The organism is Streptomyces sp. NPDC042336 (genome assembly GCF_055581985.1).
The window spans coordinates 355,122-377,925 of record NZ_JBVJEA010000004.1 but is presented as its reverse complement, the minus strand read 5'-3'; the positions used below and the strand labels follow the sequence as shown (position 1 = coordinate 377,925).

The 22,804-nt window shown below is 72.6% G+C and carries 19 protein-coding genes, 1 pseudogene and 1 riboswitch; of the genes and pseudogenes, 7 read left to right on the top strand and 13 right to left on the bottom strand.

The annotated features are described in order from the left end of the window. Window positions 1-16 precede the first annotated feature (16 nt). The 3 genes from ACZ6IM_RS12620 to ACZ6IM_RS12610 are packed head-to-tail and all read right to left on the bottom strand — an operon-like array spanning window position 17 to window position 2,555. Entirely contained in the window at window positions 17-1,306 is a 1,290-nt protein-coding gene (locus ACZ6IM_RS12620) for a bifunctional 3,4-dihydroxy-2-butanone-4-phosphate synthase/GTP cyclohydrolase II (RefSeq protein WP_052837923.1), read from the bottom strand. Continuing rightward, window positions 1,303-1,947, bottom strand: a complete 645-nt coding sequence (locus ACZ6IM_RS12615; RefSeq protein WP_385970325.1) for a nicotinamide mononucleotide transporter family protein — start codon at window positions 1,945-1,947, stop codon at window positions 1,303-1,305. The genes ACZ6IM_RS12620 and ACZ6IM_RS12615 overlap by 4 nt, the downstream gene beginning before the upstream one ends. Continuing rightward, the gene (locus ACZ6IM_RS12610) at window positions 1,944-2,555 is read right to left on the bottom strand and encodes a riboflavin synthase (RefSeq protein WP_052837921.1); all 612 of its coding nucleotides are present in this window, start codon (window positions 2,553-2,555) and stop codon (window positions 1,944-1,946) included. The genes ACZ6IM_RS12615 and ACZ6IM_RS12610 overlap by 4 nt, the downstream gene beginning before the upstream one ends. Before the next feature lie 147 nt (window positions 2,556-2,702). Further along, window positions 2,703-2,833: riboswitch (FMN riboswitch) on the bottom strand. 216 nt (window positions 2,834-3,049) lie between these two features. Between ACZ6IM_RS12610 and ACZ6IM_RS12605 the strand changes: the two genes are divergently transcribed. From ACZ6IM_RS12605 to ACZ6IM_RS12595, 3 genes and pseudogenes are all read left to right on the top strand, one after another. Next, window positions 3,050-5,419 carry a chitinase C-terminal domain-containing protein gene (locus tag ACZ6IM_RS12605; RefSeq protein WP_469556311.1) on the top strand — a complete coding sequence of 790 codons (2,370 nt, stop codon included), beginning with the start codon at window positions 3,050-3,052 and terminating at the stop codon, window positions 5,417-5,419. Window positions 5,420-5,558: 139 nt separating this feature from the next. Then, a pseudogene (locus ACZ6IM_RS12600) lies at window positions 5,559-6,037 on the top strand (hypothetical protein); the annotation flags it as partial. Next, the gene (locus ACZ6IM_RS12595) at window positions 6,034-6,468 is read left to right on the top strand and encodes a hypothetical protein (RefSeq protein ID WP_469556308.1); all 435 of its coding nucleotides are present in this window, start codon (window positions 6,034-6,036) and stop codon (window positions 6,466-6,468) included. The pseudogene ACZ6IM_RS12600 and the gene ACZ6IM_RS12595, both read left to right, overlap by 4 nt. 281 nt (window positions 6,469-6,749) lie before the next feature. Here the strand turns inward: ACZ6IM_RS12595 and ACZ6IM_RS12590 are convergent, their stop codons facing one another. Beyond that, window positions 6,750-7,949 (bottom strand): ROK family transcriptional regulator, encoded by a 1,200-nt coding sequence (locus ACZ6IM_RS12590; RefSeq protein ID WP_469556305.1) that lies wholly within the window; start codon window positions 7,947-7,949, stop codon window positions 6,750-6,752. Between the two features lie 113 nt (window positions 7,950-8,062). On the opposite strand from ACZ6IM_RS12590, the gene ACZ6IM_RS12585 reads away from it, so the two are divergent. Further along, a complete protein-coding gene (locus ACZ6IM_RS12585; RefSeq protein ID WP_052837917.1) occupies window positions 8,063-9,274 on the top strand; it encodes an MFS transporter in 1,212 nt (403 codons plus the stop codon). On the opposite strand, the gene ACZ6IM_RS12580 is transcribed toward ACZ6IM_RS12585, so the two are convergent. Further along, on the bottom strand, window positions 9,234-9,701 hold the full coding sequence (locus ACZ6IM_RS12580) for an acyl-CoA thioesterase (RefSeq protein ID WP_052837916.1): 468 nt from the start codon (window positions 9,699-9,701) through the stop codon (window positions 9,234-9,236). The two genes, ACZ6IM_RS12585 and ACZ6IM_RS12580, sit on opposite strands and share 41 nt — an antisense overlap. Window positions 9,702-9,876: 175 nt before the next feature. Here ACZ6IM_RS12580 and ACZ6IM_RS12575 point away from each other — a divergent pair, with 175 nt between their 5' ends. Next, on the top strand, window positions 9,877-11,292 hold the full coding sequence (locus ACZ6IM_RS12575; protein ID WP_052837915.1) for a uracil-xanthine permease family protein: 1,416 nt from the start codon (window positions 9,877-9,879) through the stop codon (window positions 11,290-11,292). On the opposite strand, the gene ACZ6IM_RS12570 is transcribed toward ACZ6IM_RS12575, so the two are convergent. Beyond that, a complete protein-coding gene (locus ACZ6IM_RS12570) occupies window positions 11,274-12,407 on the bottom strand; it encodes a glycoside hydrolase family 6 protein (RefSeq protein WP_469556425.1) in 1,134 nt (377 codons plus the stop codon). The genes ACZ6IM_RS12575 and ACZ6IM_RS12570 overlap by 19 nt on opposite strands. 173 nt (window positions 12,408-12,580) lie before the next feature. On the opposite strand from ACZ6IM_RS12570, the gene ACZ6IM_RS12565 reads away from it, so the two are divergent. Together ACZ6IM_RS12565 and ACZ6IM_RS12560 are read left to right on the top strand one after the other, a co-directional pair. Next, on the top strand, window positions 12,581-13,276 hold the full coding sequence (locus ACZ6IM_RS12565) for a DUF5995 family protein (RefSeq protein WP_469556302.1): 696 nt from the start codon (window positions 12,581-12,583) through the stop codon (window positions 13,274-13,276). Window positions 13,277-13,394: 118 nt separating this feature from the next. Beyond that, complete coding sequence (locus ACZ6IM_RS12560; protein ID WP_469556300.1) at window positions 13,395-14,327, top strand: LLM class F420-dependent oxidoreductase; 933 nt, start codon at window positions 13,395-13,397, stop codon at window positions 14,325-14,327. 20 nt (window positions 14,328-14,347) lie between these two features. Here ACZ6IM_RS12560 and ACZ6IM_RS12555 read toward each other — a convergent pair whose 3' ends face one another. The 7 genes from ACZ6IM_RS12555 to ACZ6IM_RS12525 form a co-directional block, all read right to left on the bottom strand. Then, window positions 14,348-16,060, bottom strand: coding sequence for a flavin monoamine oxidase family protein (locus ACZ6IM_RS12555; protein ID WP_052837899.1), 1,713 nt, complete (start codon window positions 16,058-16,060; stop codon window positions 14,348-14,350). A 56-nt stretch (window positions 16,061-16,116) separates the two neighbouring features. Beyond that, the gene (locus ACZ6IM_RS12550; protein ID WP_469556299.1) at window positions 16,117-16,905 is read right to left on the bottom strand and encodes a carbon-nitrogen hydrolase family protein; all 789 of its coding nucleotides are present in this window, start codon (window positions 16,903-16,905) and stop codon (window positions 16,117-16,119) included. 248 nt (window positions 16,906-17,153) lie between these two features. Continuing rightward, entirely contained in the window at window positions 17,154-18,401 is a 1,248-nt protein-coding gene (locus tag ACZ6IM_RS12545) for an MFS transporter (protein ID WP_052837897.1), read from the bottom strand. 148 nt (window positions 18,402-18,549) lie between these two features. Next, on the bottom strand, window positions 18,550-19,002 hold the full coding sequence (locus ACZ6IM_RS12540) for an Lrp/AsnC family transcriptional regulator (protein ID WP_052837896.1): 453 nt from the start codon (window positions 19,000-19,002) through the stop codon (window positions 18,550-18,552). Window positions 19,003-19,017: 15 nt separating this feature from the next. Further along, window positions 19,018-20,508, bottom strand: coding sequence for an amino acid permease (locus ACZ6IM_RS12535; RefSeq protein ID WP_469556295.1), 1,491 nt, complete (start codon window positions 20,506-20,508; stop codon window positions 19,018-19,020). A gap of 300 nt (window positions 20,509-20,808) precedes the next feature. Further along, window positions 20,809-21,204 carry a hypothetical protein gene (locus ACZ6IM_RS12530; protein WP_469556292.1) on the bottom strand — a complete coding sequence of 132 codons (396 nt, stop codon included), beginning with the start codon at window positions 21,202-21,204 and terminating at the stop codon, window positions 20,809-20,811. Between the two features lie 78 nt (window positions 21,205-21,282). After that, the gene (locus ACZ6IM_RS12525; protein WP_052837989.1) at window positions 21,283-22,725 is read right to left on the bottom strand and encodes a GuaB1 family IMP dehydrogenase-related protein; all 1,443 of its coding nucleotides are present in this window, start codon (window positions 22,723-22,725) and stop codon (window positions 21,283-21,285) included. Window positions 22,726-22,804: the final 79 nt, after the last annotated feature.

Below are 22,804 nucleotides of genomic sequence, written 5' to 3'. Positions count from 1 at the left end.
TCCTCGTCGTGCTTGCTTACTGGTTGCCGCAGGTGGACACGGGGGTCGTGTCCAGCCAGGGCAGGTCGTGTCCCATCCGGTCCCGCTTGGTGCGCAGGTAGCGGAGGTTGTGCTCGCCGGCCTGGACGGGCATGGGCTCGCGGCCGTCGACCGTGATGCCGTGCCGTTCCAGCGCCTCGCTCTTGTCCGGGTTGTTGGTCATCAGGCGGACGGCGCGTACTCCGAGGTCCGCGAGGATCCGGGCGCCCGCGCCGTAGTCGCGGGCGTCGGCGGGCAGGCCGAGTTCCAGGTTGGCGTCGAGGGTGTCGCGGCCGCGCTCCTGGAGTTCGTAGGCGCGCAGCTTGGACATCAGGCCGATGCCGCGCCCCTCGTGGCCGCGCAGGTAGACGACCACGCCCCGGCCCTCTGCCTGGATGCGGGCCAGGGAGGCGTCGAGCTGGGGTCCGCAGTCGCAGCGCTGGGACCCGAAGACGTCGCCGGTGAGGCACTCGGAGTGCACGCGGACCAGGACGTCCTCGCCGTCGCCGATCTCGCCGTGCACGAGGGCGATGTGCTCGACGCCGTCGACCGTGGAGCGGTAGCCGTACGCGGTGAACTCGCCGTGCTTGGTGGGCAGCCGGACCTCGGCCTCGCGTCGGACGGTGGGTTCCTCGCTGCGCCGGTAGGCGATGAGGTCCTCGATGGAGATGATCGTCAGGCCGTGCTTGCGGGCGAACGGGATCAGCTCGGGCAGCCGCAGCATGCGCCCGTCCTCGCCGGCGATCTCCACGATGGCGCCGGCCGGGCGCAGGCCGGCGAGGCGGGCGAGGTCGACGGCGGCCTCGGTGTGGCCGTTGCGGACGAGCACGCCGCCGGGGCGGGCGCGCAACGGGAAGATGTGCCCGGGGCGGACCAGGTCGGTGGGTTCGGCGGAGCCGCCCGCCAGGAGCCGGAGGGTGGTGGCGCGGTCCGAGGCGGAGATGCCGGTGCTGACACCGTGGGCGGCGGTGGCGTCGACGGAGACGGTGAAGGCGGTCTTCATCGACTCGGTGTTGTCGTCGACCATCTGCGGGAGCCGGAGCCGGTCCAGTTCCTCGCCCTCCATGGGGGCGCAGATCAGGCCGCGGCACTCGGTCATCATGAAGGCGACGATCTCCTCGGTCGCCTTCTCCGCGGCGATGACGAGGTCGCCCTCGTTCTCGCGGTTCTCGTCGTCGACGACCACGACCGGGCGGCCGGCGGCGATGTCCGCGACGGCCCGCTCGACCGGGTCGAGGGAGAGGTCGTCGATGCCGTCGGGGCTGTAGAGGATGGGTGCCGTGCTCATGCGGGCGCTCCTTCCGGGAGGGGGCGGGCCGCGTTGCGCGAGCGCAGCCACCAGTCGCGCAGGCCCCACAGGACGAGCGCGCCGTACAGGACGTAGACGAAGCCGGAGAAGGCGAAGCCGTTGGCGAAGTTCAGCGGGACGCCGACGAGGTCGACCAGCAGCCAGGCGAACCAGAACTCGACCATGCCGCGGGCCTGGGCGTACATGGCGACGACGGTGCCGACGAAGATGTACGCGTCCGGCCAGGGGTCCCAGGACAGGGTGGGGTAGGCGGCGAACAGGGCGCCCACCGCGAGGGTGCCGACGGCGGCCGCGGCGACCAGCGCGCCGCGTTCGCGCCAGGTGGCGAACCGTACGGCGACCGAACCGTCCTGCGTCTGCCGACGGCCGCGGTTCCACTGCCAAAAGCCCCAGGCGGCGACGACCATGACGACGATCTGCTTGCCGGCGCTGCCCGAGAGGTGGGCGGTGGCGAAGGCCGCGAAGAGGACGAGTCCGGAGACGAACTGCACCGGCCAGGTCCAGATCGAGCGCCGCCAGCCGAGAGCGAGGCCGAGCAGACCGATCACGTTGCCGATCATGTCCGACCACTTGATGTGCTGGTCGAAGAGCGTGAACGCCTCGGAGTTGAGCCAGTTCACCGGGCGTCTCCCTGTCCGACGCGGGCGCCGAGCAGCCGCTCGACGTACTTGGCGATGACGTCGACCTCGAGGTTGACCGGGTCGCCGGGCTGCTTGATGCCCAGCGTGGTCAGCGCGAGCGTGGTGGGGATGAGGCTGACGGTGAGGAAGTCGGGGCCGGCGTCGACGACGGTGAGGCTGATGCCGTCGACGGTGATGGAGCCCTTCTCCACGACGTAGCGGGCGAGGTCGGCGGGCAGCGAGATCTTGACGATCTCCCAGTGCTCGGAGGGCTTGCGCTCCAGGATCTCGCCGGTGCCGTCGACGTGGCCCTGGACGATGTGGCCGCCGAGCCGGGCGCCGACCGCGGTGGGGCGCTCCAGGTTGACGCGGGAGCCGACGGCGAGGACGCCGAGGCTGGAGCGGTTCAGGGTCTCGGCCATCACGTCGGCGGTGAACTCGTCGCCCTCGTGGTCGACGACCGTGAGGCAGACGCCGTTGACGGCGATGGAGTCGCCGTGCCGGGCCCCTTCGGTGACCGCGGGGCCGCGCACGCGGAAGCGACAGGCGTCGTCGAGGGTCTCGACGGCGGTGATCTCGCCCAGCTCTTCGACGATTCCGGTGAACACTTCCCGGGTCCTCCCTCTTCGGGCACGGACTCCGGGGCTGTCGAGAGCGACAGAGAGAGCGAACGGGACACGGGGAACGACGCCGGACGGGACCCGTCCGCGAACGGACGAGCCCAGAGGTCGGCGGCGCGCACGTATGCCCGCTCACCGCGCACTGCCTCCCATCCGGACTTTAACCGTCGGTCCAGGAATTTCACCTGGTCAACCGGCCGCTGGAAGCGACCGGGTCGCGGACTGTAACCGCCGGTTCGGACTTTCACCGACCCCGGAGTGCGCTGCTTCTGGTACACGGCCAGTGTGCCACGACTGATCGCGGTCCATGCGGACGGAGTGTGTGGGGTGGCTCACAGAATGCCCGCTCCGGCCTCCGGACCCGTCCGTGACCTTCCCCAACTGGACGGCCTCCCCCTCGCATTGAGATTGGTCCATACCTATTGACGCACTGGTCTAGTCCTCTCTAGGGTCTGCGCAACTTCCGTGGAGAGGAACCGACTGTGCCTTCCCCGTCACGCTCCAGATCCCGCCACAGAGCGGGGCCGGCCCTGTTCGCGGCCGTCGCCGCCGTCGCCGGCCTGCTCCTCGCCGGTCTCCCGGCGACCGCCTCGCAGGCCGCCGACCACGACTCCTGTCGACCCGACGGTCTGTACGAGACCCCCGGCGTCGACGTCCCCTACTGCTCGGTCTACGACTCCGCGGGCCGGGAGAAGATGGGCGCCGACCACCCGCGCCGGGTGATCGGGTACTTCACCGGCTGGCGCACGGGCAAGGACGGCAAGCCGGCCTACCTCGCCTCGGACATCCCGTGGGACAAGATCACCCACATCAACTACGCCTTCGCGCACGTCGACGGCGGCAACCGGCTCTCCGTCGGCCCGGACGGCGAGAAGAACGCGGCGACCGGCATGACCTGGCCCGGGGTCGCGGGCGCCGAGATGGACCCGGGACTGCCCTACAAGGGCCACTTCAACCTGCTGAACAAGTTCAAGAAGCAGCACCCGGACGTCAAGACGATGATCTCGGTGGGCGGCTGGGCCGAGACGGGCGGCTACTTCGCGGACGACGGCTCGCGCGTGGACTCGGGCGGCTTCTACTCGATGGCCACGAAGGCGGACGGCTCGGTCAACCAGGCCGGCATCGACACCTTCGCCGACTCGGCGGTCGACTTCGTCCGGAAGTACGGCTTCAACGGCGTCGACATCGACTACGAGTACCCGACGACGATGAAGGACGCGGGCAACCCGCTCGACTGGTCCTTCGCGAACGGCCGCAGGGCCGGTCTGGTCAAGGGCTACGCGGCCCTGATGAAGACGCTGCGCGAGAAGCTCGACCGCGCGGGCGCCGCGGACGGCAGGCACTACCTCCTCTCCGTCGCCGCGCCGTCCTCCGGGTACCTGCTGCGCGGCATGGAGACCTTCCAGGTCCAGAAGTACCTGGACTACGTCAACATCATGTCGTACGACCTGCACGGCGCCTGGAACGAGTACGTCGGCCCGAACGCCTCGCTCTTCGACGACGGCAAGGACGCCGAGCTGGCCGCCGCCAACGTCTACGGCAGCGCCCAGTACGGCGGCATCGGCTACCTCAACACCGACTGGGCCTACCACTACTTCCGCGGCTCCATGCCGGCCGGCCGCATCAACATCGGCCTGCCGTACTACACGCGCGGCCACAAGAACGTCCAGGGCGGGACCGACGGTCTGTGGGGCAGGGCCTCCGCCTCCTCGTGCCCGGCGGGCTCCGGTCTGAACAAGTGCGGTGACGGCGCCGTCGGCATCGACAACCTCTGGCACGACCTCGACACCAACGGCAAGGAGTCCCCGGCGGGCTCCAACCCGATGTGGCACGCCAAGAACCTGGAGAAGGGCATCGTCGGCGACTACGTCACGGACTACGGCTTCCCGGCGGACACGAAGCTGACCGGCACGTACGCCCGCAAGTACGACTCGACGCTGGTCGCCCCCTGGCTGTGGAACGCCGAGAAGAAGGTCTTCCTCTCCACCGAGGACGAGCAGTCGGTCGGGGCCAAGGCCGACTACGTGGTGGACCGCGGCATCGGCGGCGCGATGATCTGGGAGCTGGCCGGCGACTACGCCTGGAACGCCGCCAAGGGCCAGTACGAGGCGGGTGACACCCTCACCTCGCTGATGTACGACACCTTCAAGTCGGCCGCGCCGTACGGCGCGAAGAAGTCGAACGCGGACCTGCCGGCACAGGCCGTGAACGTGGACGTGGAGTTCACGGACTTCAAGCTGGGCGACTCCAACTACCCGATCACGCCCATGCTGCGGATCACGAACCACACGAAGACCGCGCTGCCGGGCGGCACGGAGTTCCAGTTCGACTACGCGACCTCGGCCCCGGGGAACGCCTCCGACCAGTCCGGCTTCGGCACCAAGGTGATCAGCAGCGACCACACGGGCGGCAACGTGGGCGGTCTGAAGGGTGACTTCCACCGGGTGTCGCTGAAACTGCCGGCATGGCAGTCGCTCGCACCGGGCGCGACCGTCGACCTGTCGTTCAACTACTACCTGCCGGTGTCGACCCCGTCGAACTGGACGGTGACGATCGGCGGCAAGGCATACGCCCTGGCCGGTGACCTCGCCCGGGGCACGACCGTGGTGGAGCCGGGGACGCAGACGCCCACTCCCACCCCCACGGGGACCGCGTCCCCGGGGCCGAGCCCCAGCCCTACGGGCGGCACCGGGCAGTGCGCCGCCCCGGCCTGGGACACGGGCGCGTCGTACGGCGGCGGGACTGAGGTGTCCCACCGGGGGCACACGTGGAAGTCGAAGTGGTGGACGAAGGGCGAGGAGCCCGGGACCACCGGTGAATGGGGTGTCTGGCAGGACCTCGGCGCCTGCTGACCCCCACCCGAACGGGCCCGGCGGCGGTGACGAAGGCCCTTGCCCGCCGCCGGGTCCCCCCGACGCACCGTGCCGGACTCCGGCACGGTGCGTTGCCCGTCGGGCCGCGCCACGGTGTGATGGGCGAACCGCACGCCACGACCGGCAGGAGGCTGAACGGCATGACCACGCGCTCAGCCGGCACAGCGAGCCCCACGCCGTCGGCCTGCGCGAGGGCGGCGCGGCCCGGACACCGGCGCGCGCCGGTGTCGACGCGGTCGTGCACTGTGCGACCACACAGCGCGGCGGGGACGAGCGGTCGGCCGCGAACCCGGTCGCGGCGGCGCGGCGGGCCGGGGTGGCGCACCTGGTCCAGGTCTCTGGCCGTGGGCTCGCCCGCCGGACGGGTGGCGGACCTGGGCGGTCCGGAGGTGCGCGCCTTCGAGTCGTTGGCCCGCGGCTGTCCGGGCGCGACGGGACGCCGGCGGGCCGTGGTGAAGGTGCCGCTCGCCGGGGAAGACTTACCGCGCGTTCCGCGCCGGCGGGCATCTCACGCCCGGGCACGCGGTGGGCAAGGGCACGTTCGAGGAGTATCTGTCGGTGCGGTTCGGCGGCGGGGAGGGCGGGCGGCGCGGATGAGCAGACGGGCGTGGCTGCGGACGGGGCTGGGAGTGCTGGCGGGCAGCCAGGTGGTGCTGGGGCTGTGGATCGTGCTGCTGCCCGAGCTGTTCTGGAAGTGGCCGTGGGTGTCGCACCTGCCGCCCTACAACGAGCATCTGCTCCAGGACTTCGGCGGGGCGAGCCTCGCGCTCGCCGTGGTGCTGTGCGCGGCGGTGGCCGCGATGGAACGGCGCCTGGTGCTGACGGCCCTGGTGGCCTACCTGGTATCCGCCGTCGCCCACCTCCTGTTCCACGCCCGGCATCTGGAGCCCCTGTCGGCTGCCGGCGCCGCGGGCTTCATGGCCCTGCTGGGAGCGGCGGTGCTGCTTCCGGCAGCCCTGGTGTGGCTGGCGGCGGACCGCTCGGCGTTCCGGGAGGCGGACCCCGCCGGGCGGCGGCCGGCCTCCTGAGCGGGTCCGCTGCCCGGACACCCTCGGCAGCGGACCTCCTGGCGGCACGCGGCCTGGACCGCACTGTGCCGGTGCGGACTCCGGGACCCGTGTCCGGCCGTCGGTGTGCGACCCGCCCGCGCGAAGCGTCGCCCGGCCGTGCGAGGCGCGCCCCGCCTGGGTCTGAGCCTCCGAGAACCCCTCCGGGCCCCGGGGAGTTCGGCTTGCCCCCGGCTCCCGCGGCCCACCTCGCCCGCGCCGTCGCCGGCGCGCGACCACACCCCCGCCGGTACCGCCGGAGGCTACCGCTCCGGCGGTGCGAAGAGTTCGTCCTGGGCGCGGTCACGGGCGGTCAGCAGGGCGCCGCGCAGCACCGCGCCGCCGCCCAGGGTGCTCGGCCGTACCTCCGTGGCCAGCGGGGACATCCGGGTGAGGCGGTGCTGGACTCGGTCGGCGAGAGCCTCGGCGCCGGCCTGGCCGATCTCACCGGCGAGGACCAGGCAGCCGGGGTCGAGGACGGAGACGACGGCGGCGGCGCCGAGGACGACGCGCTCGGCGAGCGCGTCGAGGAACCCCCCGGCGGCCGGGTCGTCCCCGGACGTCGACCGGCGTACCGCCTCCCGGACCAGGGCGGCGGCGTGCGGCTCGCCCCCGGTGGGCCGGGCCGTCACGCCGTGCTCCGCCGCGAGTGCGGTCACCGCCACCGACCCTGCCACGGAGTGGAAGCCGCCGTCGCAGTCGGTGGCGGAGGGCAGTCCGGCCGTGCCCGGTACCGGCATGAAGCCGATCTCCCCCGCTCCCCCGGAGACGCCCCGGCGCAGGGTGCCGTCGAGGACGACGGCCGCGCCGATGCCGAGGCCGAGCCAGAGCAGGACGAAGGTGTCGCGGTCCCGGGCGGCGCCGTCGCGCTGTTCGGCCAGGGCGGCGAGGTTGGTCTCGTTCTCGACGCCGACCCGCGCCTCGGGGAACTTCTCCTGGAGCGCGGCCATCAGCCGCCGGTGCCACTCGGGCAGCCCCGTGGAGTTCCGGAGTTCGCCCCCGGCCGGGTCGATCAGGCCGGGCGCGCCGATGCCGACGGTGTGCAGCCGGTCGGCGCCGGCCTCCTTCACCGCGCGCTCCACCAGGCTCACCGCCTGCTCCACCGCGGGACCGGTGCCGGAGCGGTCGTCGATCGGCGCGGAGGCCTCGGCGAGGACCCGGCCGAGCAGGTCGGAGACGAGCACGGCGACGCCCCCGGTGCGTACGTCGAGGGCGGCCAGGTACGCGCGCTCGGCGACGATGCCGTACAGCTTGGCGTTGGGTCCGCGGCGCTGTTCGCCGGACTCCCCCGCAACCTCGATCAGTCCGGAGGCGGTGAGGCGTTCGACGAGGTCGGCGACGGTGGGCCGGGACAGGCCGGTCAGCTGCTTCAACTGCCCTGCCGTCAACGGGCCCTCCCGCTGGAGCAGATGAAGGGCGAGCCGGTCGTTGATGGCCCGGGCGGTGCTCGGGGATGCGGGCATGCCGGGATCCTTCCAGATCGGCGGCGCGGCGGCCCACGCCGGTAACCCACTATCTATCAGGCAGGCTCCCTGATAGTTTACGCCGCGGATTGACGGACACGGAGGGGTGGACCATGAGCACAGGGACCTACGGGCGACGCGAGGTGAAGCGCGCCCGGTACGCCGTGGCGGCCGTGTTCGCCGTGCACGGCTCCGTCACCGGCTCCTTCGCGACCCGCGTGCCGTGGATCCAGGACCACGCCGACGTGAGCGCGGGCCAGTTGGGGCTGGCGCTCGCCTTCCCGGCGCTCGGCGCGTCCCTCGCCATGCCGCTGGCCGGGAGCGTCAGTCACCGCTTCGGCGCCCGTACCGCCCTGCGCGGCCTGCTGGCCCTGTGGACGCTGGCGCTGGTCCTGCCCTCCCTCGCCCCGAACCTGCTCACCCTGTGCCTCGCCCTGTTCGTCTACGGCGCCACGGCGGGCATGTCGGACGTGGCGATGAACGCGCTCGGCGTCGAGATCGAGAACCGTCTCGACAAGTCGATCATGTCCGGGCTGCACGGCATGTGGAGCACGGGCGCGCTGATCGGATCGGCGGCCGGCACGCTCGCCGCACACCTGGGCACGGACGCCCGGACGCACCACCTCCTGGCCGCCGCGGTGCTGACCGTGACGGGCCTGGTCGCCTGCACCTGGGTCCTGGACCTCCAGCCCGCCGAGGACGAGGACCCGCCGCCGCGCTTCGCGCTGCCGCCCAGGTCGGCGCTGCTGATCGGCGCGGTCGGGTTCTGCGCGGTGTTCGCGGAGGGCGCGAGCCTGGACTGGTCCGCGGTCTACCTGCGGGACGAGTTGGAGACCTCGGCCGGTCTGGCCGCGGCCTGCACGACCGGCTTCACACTGACGATGGCACTGGCCCGGCTCGCCGGGGACAAGGTGGTGGACCGGTTCGGCGCGGTGCGCACCGTGCGGGTGAGCGGTGTGCTGGCCACCCTCGGCGGTCTGCTCGTCGTGGCCGGCGGCCATCCGGCGGTGGCGATGACCGGCTTCGCGCTGATGGGCCTCGGCATCGCCGTGGTCGTCCCGCTGTGCTTCGCCGCGGCCGGCCGGGCCGGCTCCAATCCGAGCCTGGCCATCGCGGGTGTCGCCACCATCACGTACACCTCGGGCCTGGTCGCGCCGAGCGCGATCGGCGGTCTGGCCCAGGCGACGAGTCTGGTGGTGTCGTTCGGTCTGGTGACCCTGCTGGCCTGCTGCCTGGTGGTGTTCGCGCGGGTGCTGCGGTCCGGGGACCGCAACCGCCCGAAGATCAGTCCGCCGGTCGCAGAAGTGCCCGACCGGCAGTCCTGAACGCCTCGCTCCACGGCGCCGGGCGCAGCGTCTCGGAGTCCAGCCGGACCAGCACCCGGGTGCCGCGGGCGTAGGTGGTGGCGCCGTCCGCCGAGCAGAACCGGAAGCCGTAGGTCAGCCCGGTGGTGCCGAGCCGCTCCAGCCACAGGTGGACGGCGTACGCGCCCGGCCGGGTGACCGGCGCCTCGTAGCCGATCGTCAGTTCCCTGACCGCGTTGCAGGCGTCGCCGGCCGCCGCCCAGTCGCCTTCGAAGCGGACGCCGTACCCGGCCCACAGCTCCGTCCAGGCCCGCTCCACCATCACCGGGTAGCGGGCGTTGTGCAGCAGCCCGAGCGCGTCCAGGTCGTCGAAGTGGACGGTGACGGGGACGAGCCTGCCGTGGGAGACGGCGGGCGGGACGGGGGCGGCGGGCGCTTCGGCGGTCACGGCGGGCTCCTGGGTGGTGCGTGGTGGTACGTGTGGTGTCGGCGTACGGGGGCCGACACCATCCTAAGCGGACGCTCAGGACACCCCTCGGGGAAGGGTGCAGGTCAACCGCACGGCCGGGCACCCCTGACAATGGTCCGGACAGACCTCGGTACGAAGAAAGCGAAACCTCACCATGGACCTCGGCGTGCGCTGGAAGCTGCACGGGGACGGCAAGGTGCCCGCCCCCGGAGCGGTGGTCCGCCCCGACGAACGGCTCTCGTGGCCCCGCACGGCCGGGCTGGGCGCCCAGCACGTGGTGGCCATGTTCGGGGCGTCCTTCGTGGCTCCGGTCCTGATGGGCCTCGACCCCAACCTCGCGATCATGATGTCGGGCGTGGCGACCGTCATCTTCCTGCTCGCCACCCGCGGCCGGGTGCCCAGCTACCTCGGCTGCTCGCTCTCCTTCGTCGGCGTCGCCGCGGTGATCCGGGCCCAGGGCGGCACCAGCGCCACGGTGACCGGCGCGGTCCTCGTCGTCGGCGTCGCCCTGTTCCTGGTGGGGCTGGCCGTGCAGCGATTCGGGGCGCGGATCATCCACGCCGCGATGCCGCCGGTCGTCACCGGCGCGGTGGTCATGCTGATCGGCTTCAACCTGGCCCCGGTCACCGCGTCCACCTACTGGCCGCAGGACCAGTGGACGGCCCTCCTGGTGATGCTCTTCACCGGCCTGGCCGTGGTGTGCCTGCGCGGCTTCTGGTCCCGGATCGCGATCTTCCTGGGGCTGGTCTTCGGGTACGTCCTGTCCTGGGCCCTGGACCGGATCTTCGGGAAGATTCACTCCGTGGACGGCAGCGGCAAGCTCACCGACCACTGGCGGCTGGACTTCTCCGCCGTCGGCCACGCCGACTGGATCGGGCTGCCGGCCTTCCACGGGCCGAGCTTCGAGTGGTCGGCGATCCTGGTCGCCCTGCCGGTCGTCATCGCCCTGATCGCGGAGAACGCCGGGCACGTCAAGGCGGTCGGCGAGATGACCGGCGACAACCTCGACGACAGGCTCGGTACGGCGATCTCCGCCGACGGCATCGGCTCGGTGCTCTCCACCGCGGTCGGCGGCCCGCCCAACACCACGTACTCCGAGAACATCGGCGTGATGGCCGCGACCCGGGTCTACTCGACGGCCGCCTACTGGGCCGCGGCGGGCTTCGCCCTGCTGTTCGGCCTCTGCCCGAAGTTCGGCGCGGTCGTCGCCGCGATCCCCGGCGGCGTGCTCGGCGGCATCACCGTCATCCTCTACGGCATGATCGGCCTGCTCGGCGCGCAGATCTGGATCAACGCCAAGGTGGACATGCGCAACCCGCTGAACCTGGTGCCGGCCGCCGCGGGCATCATCATCGGCGTCGGCAACGTCAGCATGGAGTTCACCGACACCTTCTCCCTCAGCGGCATCGCGCTCGGCACCCTGGTCGTCATCACCGGCTACCACGCGCTGCGCGCCTTCGCCCCGGCCCACCTCAAGACGCAGCAGCCGCTCCTCGACGAGGGCACGTCGTCGTACGACGCGCAGTCCGAGGGGGAGGGCGACGGGGGTGCTCAGCGCGCGAGGTCGTAGGCGTACGACGGGGTGAACGTCCCCGGCTCGCCCCGGCAGCCGTCCGACTCCCCGGGCAGCTTGACCCACAGGTAGGCGTCGATGCGTCCCATGCCGGTGGTGAGGGTGGGCGCGCGCCCGAGCTTGCGGCCGGCCGGGTCGCACCACTGCCCGTCGGGCGGGGCGCCGTTGCCGTTGCGGCTGGTGTCGATGACGGCGCCGAGGCTCGCCGGGCCGCCGAGCGCGTCGAGGACCGCGCGGTCGTAGGCGACCTCGTCGGCGGTGGTGTGGAAGTTGGAGACGTTGCTGAAGACGCCGTCGGAGGAGTCGGCCGAGGCGGCACCGGCCTGTTTCAGCCAGGCCGCCTGCTCGGCGGGCGCGTGCCAGCCGGAGTGGCCCGCGTCGAAGTAGACCCGGGCCTGCGGGTCGGCGTCCTTCATCACCCGGCCCGCCCGGGCCAGGGAGGCGAAGCGGGCGGCGCGCTCACCGGCCGACAGGCACTCGGCCTGGGCGACCGAGTCGGGTTCCAGCACGACGATCACCTCACCCGAGCCCAGCCCGGCGGCGAACCGGTCGATCCAGGCGTCGTAGGCGTCCAGGTCGGGCGCGCCCCCCTCGGAGTGGCCGCCGCAGTCGCGGTCGGGTATCGCGTACGGCACGAGGACCGGCACCCGGCCCTGGGCGGCGCCCGCGGAGGTGACGGCCCGGACCCGGGAGGTGAGGGTGGCCGGCGTGTGGTCGGTGAACCAGACGGCGGCCGGGTGCCCGGCGATGCGGGACGCGATGACGTCCTGGCGCGGGTCGCCGGGGTGGGCCCGGACCCAGTCGGCGACCTGGGAGTCGGGGTGCCGGTAGAGCCGGGCGGCCGTGGTCCGGGGCTCCTCCCGCGCGTAGGTCCGCTTCGGCGCGGGGGCGGGAGTGGGCTTCCCGGCGGTCGAGGACGGCGCCGCGGAGGGCGGCGGCGACGCCGACGGGGACCTGGCCGGGGACGGCGAGGCGGGCAGGGCGTCCGGCGGCACCGAGTCGGTCGCCCGCGGGCGGGCGGCGTCGCCGGCGCCGCCGTCCTGGTCGCCGAGCGCGGTGAGCAGCCCGGCGGCGGTCCCCACCGCGACGACCACAAACGCCGCGACGACCATCGCACCGCGGCCGGCGGCACGTCCGCGCTCCGCCCTGCGAGCGGCCCGGCGCCGGGCACGACGGCCTGACACGTACGGTCCCCCTCCCCCGCGCGGCGGGCGCGTTCCCCCGTTCTGGGGAAGCCTCGGGCCCGCCGGCACAGCCGTCAGCCTAAAGCTGCGACGCTGCCGCCATGGCGCACTGCGAGCAAGTCCCGACGGCCGCCTTGACGGTGGACTGCGTCCTGTCCCGGATGCGCGCGCTCGACACGGCGCTGCCGGCCCGGGACGGAGTGGCCGTCTTCAACCGCGTCTACCTGGCCGTCACGGAGGCCGTCGACCGGCACATCGACGGCGGCCGGTTCGCGGACGCCTCGGCCGCGACCGCGCTGGACGTGCGGTTCGCCGAGCGTTACCTGGCCGCCGTGGACGCGGCGGAGGAGGACCGCCGTCCGCCCGCGTGCTGGCGTCCCCTGTTCCAGTTCCGGCGCCATCCCGGGGTACGGCCGCTGCAGTTCGCGCTGGCGGGCATCAACGCGCACATCGGCCACGACCTCGCGCTGGCCGTGGTGGACACCTGTCGTACGCTCGGCTGCGAACCCGTCGAGCTGGAGGACGAGTTCGACCGCGTGGGCGATCTCCTCGTCTCGCTGGAGGAGCGCATCCGCGACGAGCTGATGCCGGGTCCCGATCTCCTCCAGATCGCCGATCCGCTGACCCATCTGCTCGGCTCCTGGAGCCTGGAGCGCGCCCGCGAGGCCACCTGGGCCGCGGCCCGCGCGCTGTGGGCACTGCGCAGGCTGCCGGACGTGGCCGGGGAGTTCACGGAGCGGCTGGACGCCGCGGTGGGCTTCGCGGGCCGCATGCTGCTCACCCCGCTGCCGGACTGATCCGGCCGGTTCCCGCCGTGTGTGCGCCCCGAACCCCCGCGCGATCGCTGTACGTTGAAACCGGTTGGAACCAAGGGCACATCGCACATCGCACCTCGACGGCGAAGGAGCACCCGGCATGACGACCCGGCTCGGACTCGGCCTCCCCCAGATGCGGCAGTACGACATCGGCAAGGACGTCCCCGACGTGGCCCGCGCGGCGGAACGGACGGGCTACGAGAGCCTGTGGGTGTTCGAGCGCGCCCTGTTCCCGGAGCCCGCCACCCAGGGGCTGTACGGCGTCGAGGGCCTGCCCTGGCCGGACACGTACCGGGGCGTGGCGGAGCCGCTGGTCACCCTCACGCTCGCCGCCGCGGTCACCGAGCGGGCCCGGCTGGGCACGAGCGTGCTGGTCGCCCCGCTGCACGTGCCCTTCCAGCTGGCCAAGGCGCTGGCCTCGCTGGACGCGGCGAGCGGCGGCCGGGTGGTGGCGGGCTTCGGCACCGGCTGGTCCCACGACGAGTACGCGGCGGCGTCGGTGCGGCCGTTCGCCGAGCGCGGCGCCGCCCTCGACGAACTGATCGGGGTGTGCCGGGCGGTGTGGGGTCCGGACCCGGTGGTGTACGACGGCGAGGTCACGAAGATCGCGTCCGCCGTGGTCGGCCCCAAACCCGCCCGGCCGATCCCCGTCCTGCTGGCGGCGGGCGACAGCGGCCGGGCCCGGCGCCGTCTGGTCGACCACGCCGACGGCTGGCTGCCGACCGGTATCGGCGCCGAGACCGTCGCCCGGCAGTTGCGGGAGCTGCGGGAGCTGGCCGCCGAGCGGGGCCGTACGGAGCCGATCCGCACGGTGCTGCGGGTCAACACCCGCTACAGCGAGTCGAATTACGAAGGCTCCGACCGGCGGCCCTTCCAGGGCGGCGTCGACCAGATCGTCGAGGACCTCGCCGCGCACGCCGAGATCGGCCTGGACGAGATCCTCATCGACGTGCAGAGCACCACGCGTGACGCCGAGGAGCTCAAGGACGTCGCCGCCCAGGTCTACGAGAAGGCGAGGGCGGCCGGGATCTAGGCCTCCGCCGGAGATCCCCTTCAGTCCTCGGGGAGCTCGACCGGTGCGATCTCCTCGTACAGGTCGCCGGGGCCGGGGTTGGTCGGGTCGGTCTCGCCGCCGAGGTGGTGCATGACGCCCCAGACCGCGTTCAGCGCGGTCTGGACGGCGCCCTCGGCCCAGCCAGCCGTCCAGGAGATGTCGTCGCCGGCGAGGAAGATGCCCCGCTTGTCCTCGGGCAGCTCCTCCTGCATGAAGTGGGTGAACAGGCGGCGCTGGTAGCGGTAGTGACCGGGCAGGTTGGCCTTGAACGCGCCCATGAAGTAGGGCTCGTTCTCCCAGGAGACCGTCACCGGGTTGCCGATGATGTGCTTCCTGATGTCGACCTTCGGGTAGATCTCGCCGAGCGACTTCAGCATGACCTCCATCCGCTCGTTCGCGGACAGCGGCAGCCACTTCAGGCTGTCGTCGCACCAGGTGTAGGAGAGGCAGATGACGGCGGGCCGGTCCGGGCCGTCGTCGAGCAGGTAGGTGCCGCGGGTCATGCGGTCGGTGAGTGTCATCGACATGACGTCCCGGCCGGTCGGATTTCCCCTGTCGTCGACGGCCTTGTCCAGCCAGAAGGGCCGGTCGACGGGCACGAAGAGCTTGGAGCTCTCCATGTAGTGGGTGCGCTCGATCGCGGTCCAGTGGTCGATGGGGAAGAGCGAGTCGTCGCAGGCGATCTTCGAGAGCAGCATCCAGGACTGGGCGGTGAAGATCGCCGCCTGGTACGTGCGGATGTCGCCGTCGGCGTCGGTGACGGTGATGCGGTTGCCGGCGGTGCGGTTCAGCCGGGTCACGGCGGGGCGGGGCTCGCCGTCCACGTGGAGGGACTTCAGCGAGGTGCCGTGCGGCCAGTGGACGATCTTCTCGGGCTCGCGCTCCCAGAGCCGGAGCGGCAGCTGCTGGGAGCCGCCGACGATGCCGCGGTGGTGGTCGTCGGCCTCGGTGTAGACGACGCGGAGGATCTCCAGGATGGAGTTGGGGAAGTCGGTGTCCCAGCCGCCGGTGCCGAAGCCGACCTGGCCGAAGATCTCGCGGTGCCGGAAGGACTTGAAGGCCTCGGAGTCGCACAGGAAGCCGTAGAAGGTCTGGTTGTCGAGCTTCTCGACCAGCTTCGCCCAGATCTCGCGGATGCGGGGCACGTCGCGCTCGCGCAGGGCGCGGTTCATGTCGGAGAAGTCGGCGCCCTCTTCGAGGCACTTCGCCCAGGCCCCGGCCACGTCCCGGTAGACCTGCGGCAGGTCGTCGAGGGTCTCGGCGTAGTGCGACTCGCCCTTGAGGTCGACGACGGTCGAGGGGGTCGCCTCGGCCAGCGGGTTGGGGAAGGCCCGGGTCTCCAGGCCCACCAGGTCGATGTAGTGCTGCAGGGCGGTGGAGGACGGCGGGAAGCGCATCGCGCCCATCTCGGCGGTCAGCGAGGGGTCGCAGCCGTCGAAGCCCACGGTCCGCAGCCGGCCGCCGATCCGGTCGGCCTCGTAGACGACGGGCCTCAGGCCCATCTTCATCAGCTCGTAGGCGGCCACGATGCCGGACAGTCCGCCGCCGATGACCGCGACCTCGGTGCCGTGCGCGGTCGCCGGTATCTGGCCGAGTCCGGCGGGGTGGGCGAGGAAGTCGTCGTACGCGTACGGGAAGTCCGGCCCGAACATGGTGATCGGCGGCTGCTGCTCGTCTGCGTGCTCGATCGCGTTGGGCACGGTGGACGTCATGGGGTACGGACTCCTTGCACGGGTGGAACGGAGGGGCGGGAGGCGCGGTCCCGGGCTCAGGCGAGGGCGCCGTAGAGGCCGGGGCGGCGGTCCTCCAGGTACGGGTTGGCCTCGCGCGAGGCGGCCAGGAAGGCCGGGTCGGCGTCGGCGAGGACCAGTTCCTCGGCTCGCCCGGCACGGGCTCGGGCGATGCCGTCGGGCCCCGCGAGGGTGGACAGGCCGACGAAGTCGAACTCGCCCTCCTTGCCGACGCGGTTGACGTACGCGATGTACAGCTGGTTCTCGAAGGCCCGCACCGGCACGACCGACTCGGCGACGAACTGGAACGGGTGCATCTGCGCGGTCGGGACGAGCAGCAGGTCGGTGCCGGCCAGGGCGTGGGCGCGGACGTTCTCCGGGAACTCCACGTCGTAGCAGATCATCAGGCCGACGGTGACGCCGTCGAGCCGTGCCTGCACGACGGGCAGCTCGCCCGGCGTGAAGTGGTCGCGCTCGAAGCAGCCGAAGAGGTGGGTCTTGCGGTAGCCGGCCAGGCGGGTGCCGTCGGTGGAGATCAGCTGCACCGAGTTGTAGACGCTCTCACCTTCCCGCTCCGGGTAGCCGTAGGCGATCGCGAGGCCGTGGCGCCCGGTGATCTCCGCGACCGCGTCGGCCGAGTCGCCGTCGGCGGGCTCGGCGAGGGCGCCGACGGCGTCGCCGATGGCGTACCCGGTCAGGAACAGCTCGGAGGTGACGAGCAGTGCGGCGCCCGCGGCGGCGGCCCGGCCCGCGGCCTCGTCGAGGATCTTGAGGTTCTCGGCGGTGGAGCCGGGGCGGCCGGAGCTCTGGAGCAGGGCGGTGCGCATGCGTGTTCCTCACCGGAAGGAAGGGGGGTCGGGGGCCAGATAGACGGTACGGTCGGCGGGCCCGGCCGGACAAGACGGACCTGTTGCGCGCCGGTGAGCGGATCGTTGCGTGCGCCCGGCTCCCCACGGCGATTCGTTGCGCCCCCCTCCGGCGGGCCCCGTTGTCCGGTGCGCGCGCTGCCCGGCCCCCGGGGCGACGTGGCCGACTCCGACCCCTCCGATGGGGTAGGGATGCGCTCTTCGGGAAGTCAGGAAGGCGGCCGGCGGCTTCGACGTCGTGCCCTGGCGGCCGCGGTCGTGGCCCGCACGGCACCGGCCAGCACCAGCGCCGTCAGGAGGTACGGCACCGCGGACAGCGCGAAGGCGGTGTCGTGGCCCCATGCCGTGGCCGCCGCCGCGTATGCGCCGTAGGTGGCGAGGTTGCCCACCTCGGTGCCGAGGCCCGCGACCGAGGTCAGGGTGGCCCGCCCGGTGTCGTCGATACGCTGCTGGAGGCGGGCGTCGGCCAGCACGGTGGCCAGCTGGAAACCGCCGAAGGCGACCGCCACCAGAACCAGGGCGGCCGGTGTGCCGGACAGGCCGCCCACGGCCAGGGCGAGCGCGGACCCGGTGAGCAGGGCGGCGAACCCGTGGGTGGTCAGGCGCTCCGCCGCACCGGCCAGGAGGCCGCCGGTCGTGGCGCCGGCCCAGATCACCAGCAGCAGCCAGGGCACGGTCTCGGGCGCCACACCGGTGTCGCGCGCCAGCAGCGGCGTGTACTCGTCGAGCGCGCCCCACACGGCCGTCACGGCCGGTACGAGGAGCAGCGCGCCGCGCACGGACCGGTCGGCGCGGGCGTCGGCGAGTCCGGCGCGCAGGGTCGCGGACCAGCGCTCGCCGTCACCGGAGGGTGTGCGGTGCTCGGGGAACCGGGTCGCCACCGCCGCCGCGGTCAGGCAGGCGAGCACACTCGCCGCGCCCACCGCGTCGTAGCCGCCCCAGGCGAACACCGGACCGGCCAGGCCCATGGCGGACATGGTCGCGGCGATGCCGATCGCCCGGGCCCGGCCCATGACGCGGGCGTACTGGCCGGCCGCGCCGGCCCGGTCGAGCTCGTCGTAGACCAGCGCCTCCAGCGCGCCCGAGCCGAGCGCGCCGCCGGCGCCCCACAGCACGAAGCCGAGGGCGAAGGCGCCGTAGGAGGGCAGGAGCACCCACAGGGCGAAGCCGGCCGCGGTGAGCAGGGGGCCGAGGATCAGCAGCAGCCGCCGGGAGACGGCGTCGGCCCAGGCGCCGGAGGGCACCTCCAGCAGCACGCCGGTCAGCGACCACAGGGCGAACAGCGAGGCCGTCTGCCAGACGGACAGACCGGTGTCGGCGAACAGCAGCGCGTACACCGGGTAGAGCAGGACGAACTCGTCGCAGAACGCGGAGGCGTACAGCGTGCGCACGAGGCGGCGGGTGCCGGCGGGCGCGGTTGCCGCACGCGAGGGCGAGGGTGAGGGTGAGACGGTCATGAGGCCTTCCCGAGGGGGCGGATCGGACACCGGAGGTACGGCGTCCGGGGCGGCCCTCGGGAGGAGGCGCTACGGGTGGCGCGGGTGGATCAATGTCGCCAGGTCATGGCACCGATGTTAGACGGCACACGGCGTCTAGCCCATGGGATTACGCGGGCGAGCCCGACGAGAAGCGCCGCAGCAGCGGCGAGAGCACCAGGACGGACTTGGTCCGTTCCACGAACGGCTCCCCGGCGATCCGCTCCAGGACCCGCTCGAAGTGCCGCATGTCGGAGGCGAAGACCTGGGCGACCGCGTCCGCGTCGCCGGTGACGGTGGACGCGGCCACGACCTCCTGGTAGCGCTCCAGGCCCCGCTGGATGGTCTCCGGCGAGGTGTTGCGGCGGCAGTGGATCTCGACGAACCCCTCGGTCTCCCAGCCGAGCGCGGCGGGGTCGACCCGTACGGTGAAGCCGGTGATGGCTCCGGTGGCGCGCAGCCGGTCCACGCGCCGTTTCACGGCGGGCGCGGAGAGGCCGACCGACTGCCCGATGTCCGCGTAGGAGCGGCGGGCGTCCTCGGCGAGGGCGTGCACGATGCGTTCGTCGAGATCGTTCAGCACTGCGGGTCGTTCACTTCACTTCTGGTGCGTCCGGCCCTCGGACGGGTCCGGTGCGGCGAGTCGGGAGCGGCGGTGGCCGTACAGGAAGTAGAACACGAGCCCGACGGCCATCCAGACACCGAAGACCACCCAGGTGACGGTGGACAGGCTGCCCATCATCCAGACGCACAAGCCGAAGCCGAGGGCGGGCAGGACCGGCGACAGCGGGACCCGGAAGGTGCGGCGCATCTCGGGCCGGGTCCGGCGCAGCACCACGACGGCGACGTTGACCAGGGCGAAGGCGAAGAGGGTGCCGATGCTGGTGGCGTCGGCGAGCTGTCCGAGCGGGACGGCCGCGGCCAGGACGCCGCAGAACAGCGAGACGATCAGCGTGTTGGCGCGGGGCGCGCCGGTCTTGGGGTGGACCTTGGAGAACACCTTGGGCACCAGTCCGTCGCGGGACATGGCGAACAGGACGCGGGTCTGGCCGTAGAGGACGGTCAGCACGACGCTGGCGATGGCGACGACCGCGCAGAAGGCCAGCAGGGTGCCCCAGAAGCTCTGCCCGGTGACGTCGGCCATGATCTGCGCCAGGGACGCCTCGGAGTCGGTGAAGGTCCGCCAGGGCCTGGCGCCGACGGCGACGGCCGCGACCAGGACGTACAGCGCCGTGACGATGACCAGGGACAGCATGATCGCGCGGGGCAGGTCGCGCTGGGCGTCCTTCGCCTCCTCACCGGCGGTGGAGGCGGCGTCGAAGCCGATGTAGGAGAAGAAGAGGGTGGCGCCGGCCGCGCTCACCCCGGCCATGCCGAGTGGCATGAAGTGCTCGTAGTTGCCGGAGCGGAAGCCCTGCACGCCGATCGCGCAGAAGAGCACCAGGGCCGCGATCTTGACGACGACCATGATCGTGTTGGCCCGGGCGGACTCGCGTGCGCCGCCGAGCAGGAACGTCATGGCCAGGAGTACGACGATCAGCGCGGGCAGGTTGAAGATGCCGCCGTCGCCGGGCGGGGCGGACAGGGCCGTCGGGAGGGTGACGCCGATGGTGCCGTCGAGCAGCTCGTTCAGGTACTCGCCCCAGCCGACGGCGACGGCGGCCACGGACACCCCGTACTCCAGGACCAGGCACCAGCCGCAGATCCAGGCGACCAGCTCGCCCATGGTGGCGTAGGCGTACGAGTAGGAGGACCCGGCCACCGGGATGGTCCCGGCCAGCTCGGCGTAGGACAGGGCCGAGAAGAGCGCGGTGAGGCCCGCGATGACGAAGGAGAGCGTGACGGCCGGACCCGCCTTGGGGACGGCCTCGCCGAGGACGACGAAGATCCCGGTGCCGAGGGTGGCACCGATGCTGATCATCGTGAGCTGCCAGAGGCCGAGGGAGCGGCGGAGGCTGCCGCCGTCGCCCTGGCCGCCCTCGGCGACCAGGCGCTCCACGGGCTTGCGGCGCATGAGGCGCGCGGCCGGCCCCGGGGACGTGGGGGTGGCCGGTGTGTCGTGGTGCGGGGGTGCGCCTTGGTCGAGCACGCGTTGACTCCTTTGTCGCTGCCGGTCGCGCCGCCCGGGTGGGCGGACGCGCTCCCGGCGGGCCTGGGGAGCGGCGGGGACCGGCGGGCGCGCTCGTGCAGAACGGGAACCCACCGAGCGGGGTCCCCGCCACGCCACGTACAGCGCAGAACACTACGAGCGGGGCGGTGCCCCGGTAATGCAGCAACCTTGCGCGTTCGAGCACGATCGTTGCGTTCCACGGGGCAGCGCGGATGTTCGTTGCGCGCGGGGTGTGCCGCGGTGCGCCCAGAGGGTCGGTGGAGGGCGGATCGGGCCTGGTCAGTGGCCGTCCGGTTCGCCCGCGACGGCCCGTGCCTCGGCCGCGTCCGCGGCGTCGAAGCCGATCTGTCCGGGCCGGTCGCGAGCGTCCTCCTGGGCGTCGATCCAGCGCATGTGCGCCTCCCAGGCGGCCTGCTTGCTGGTGCCGAGAGCGGCCCCGATCTGCGACCAGGAGGCACCCGCCTCGCGGGCGGCGCGGACGGTGAGCTGACGCCCGTAGGCCGCCTTGCGGGCGACCACCTCGCTCAGGGCGAGCAGTTCGAGGAGCTGGGGGCGGTCCAGGGCCTCGTCGTCGCTGCCGAACCCGGTGAGGGACTCGCGGGCGCGCAGTTCGTCGAGGCGGGCCACGGCGGTCAGCAGGGTGTGCTGCGGCTCGATGCTCTCGGGTGTCGTCATGCGCCCAGCGTCGCGTCAGGTCTGCTTGACGTCAAGCAGACCTGACGCGATGGGGTACCGGGTCCGGCGCCGCGCGGGTCAGCTCCAGCTGGCGTGCAGCGGCTTGCCCTCGGCGTAGCCGGCGGCGCTCTGGATGCCGACCACGGCCTTCTCGGCGAACTCCTCCAGGGAGCCCGCACCGGCGTAGGTGCAGGACGAGCGGACACCGGCGATGATCGAGTCGATCAGGTCCTCGACGCCGGGGCGGGCCGGGTCCAGGAACATGCGCGAGGTGGAGATGCCCTCCTCGAACAGCGCCTTGCGGGCCCGGTCGTACGCCGACTCCTCCGAGGTGCGGTTGCGCACCGCGCGCGCGGAGGCCATGCCGAAGGACTCCTTGTAGGCGCGGCCGTTGGCGTCGTGCTGGAGGTCGCCCGGGGACTCGTAGGTACCGGCGAACCAGGAGCCGACCATCACGTTGGACGCGCCGGCCGCGAGGGCCATCGCCACGTCGCGCGGGTGGCGGACGCCGCCGTCGGCCCACACGTGCTTGCCGTACTTCTTCGCCTCGGCGGCGCATTCCAGGACGGCGGAGAACTGCGGCCGGCCCACGCCGGTCATCATCCGGGTGGTGCACATCGCGCCGGGGCCCACACCGACCTTGATGATGTCGGCGCCCGCCTCGATCAGATCGCGCACGCCCTGGGCGGAGACGATGTTGCCCGCGACGATCGGCACCTGCGGGTCGAGGTCGCGCACCACCTTGACGGCGCTGATCATCGACTCCTGATGACCGTGGGCGGTGTCGATGACGAGGGTGTCCACGCCCGCGTCGAGGAGCTGCTTGGCCTTGCCGGCCACGTCGCCGTTGATGCCGACGGCGGCGGCGATGCGGAGCTTGCCGTCGGCGTCGACGGCCGGGGTGTAGAGGGTGGCGCGCAGGGCGCCCTTGCGGGTGAGGATGCCGGCGAGGCGGCCGTCCTGGTCCACGGCGGGCGCGTAGCGGCGGTTGGCGGCGTCGAGGGTGTTGAAGGCCTCGCGCGGGTCCAGGTCCGCGTCGATGAGGAGCAGGTCCTTGGACATGACCTCTTCGAGCTGGGTGAAGCGGTCGACGCCGGTCAGGTCGGTGTCGGTGACCACGCCGACGGGCTTGCCGTCCTCGTCGACGACGACACCGGCGTTGTGCGCCCGCTTGGGCAGCAGGGACAGCGCGTCGGCGACGGTCTGGTGCGGGGCCAGCACGATCGGGGTGTCCAGGACGTGGTGGCGGCTCTTCACCCAGGAGACGACATCGGTGACGACTTCGATCGGGATGTCCTGCGGGATGACCACGAGCCCGCCGCGCCGGGCCACCGTCTCCGCCATCCGGCGGCCCGCGATGGCGGTCATGTTGGCGACGACGAGCGGGATCGTGGTGCCCGTGCCGTCCGGGGAGCCGAGGTCCACGCCCTGCCGGGAGCCGACGGCGGAGCGGCTCGGCACCATGAACACGTCGTCGTACGTCAGGTCGTACGAGGGCTGGATGTCATTCAGGAAACGCACGTGCTGCACATCCCAGTCGATCAGAGGTGGCCCCCGGACAGGTCAGCCAGGGGGAAAGAGCACGTACTTCATTCTCCCA

Bases quoted from the DNA above. Each gene is read 5' to 3' on its own strand.
- ACZ6IM_RS12555 (WP_052837899.1), bottom strand. From the start codon at position 16,060: ATGACGTCCACCGTGCCCAACGCGATCGAGCACGCAGACGAGCAGCAG.
- ACZ6IM_RS12620 (WP_052837923.1), bottom strand. From the start codon at position 1,306: ATGAGCACGGCACCCATCCTCTACAGCCCCGACGGCATCGACGACCTC.
- ACZ6IM_RS12585 (WP_052837917.1), top strand. From the start codon at position 8,063: ATGAGCACAGGGACCTACGGGCGACGCGAGGTGAAGCGCGCCCGGTAC.
- ACZ6IM_RS12560 (WP_469556300.1), top strand. From the start codon at position 13,395: ATGACGACCCGGCTCGGACTCGGCCTCCCCCAGATGCGGCAGTACGAC.
- ACZ6IM_RS12590 (WP_469556305.1), bottom strand. From the start codon at position 7,949: ATGCCCGCATCCCCGAGCACCGCCCGGGCCATCAACGACCGGCTCGCC.
- ACZ6IM_RS12545 (WP_052837897.1), bottom strand. From the start codon at position 18,401: ATGACCGTCTCACCCTCACCCTCGCCCTCGCGTGCGGCAACCGCGCCC.
- ACZ6IM_RS12530 (WP_469556292.1), bottom strand. From the start codon at position 21,204: ATGACGACACCCGAGAGCATCGAGCCGCAGCACACCCTGCTGACCGCC.
- ACZ6IM_RS12565 (WP_469556302.1), top strand. From the start codon at position 12,581: ATGGCGCACTGCGAGCAAGTCCCGACGGCCGCCTTGACGGTGGACTGC.
- ACZ6IM_RS12575 (WP_052837915.1), top strand. From the start codon at position 9,877: ATGGACCTCGGCGTGCGCTGGAAGCTGCACGGGGACGGCAAGGTGCCC.
- ACZ6IM_RS12570 (WP_469556425.1), bottom strand. From the start codon at position 12,407: ATGGTCGTCGCGGCGTTTGTGGTCGTCGCGGTGGGGACCGCCGCCGGG.
- ACZ6IM_RS12595 (WP_469556308.1), top strand. From the start codon at position 6,034: ATGAGCAGACGGGCGTGGCTGCGGACGGGGCTGGGAGTGCTGGCGGGC.
- ACZ6IM_RS12550 (WP_469556299.1), bottom strand. From the start codon at position 16,905: ATGCGCACCGCCCTGCTCCAGAGCTCCGGCCGCCCCGGCTCCACCGCC.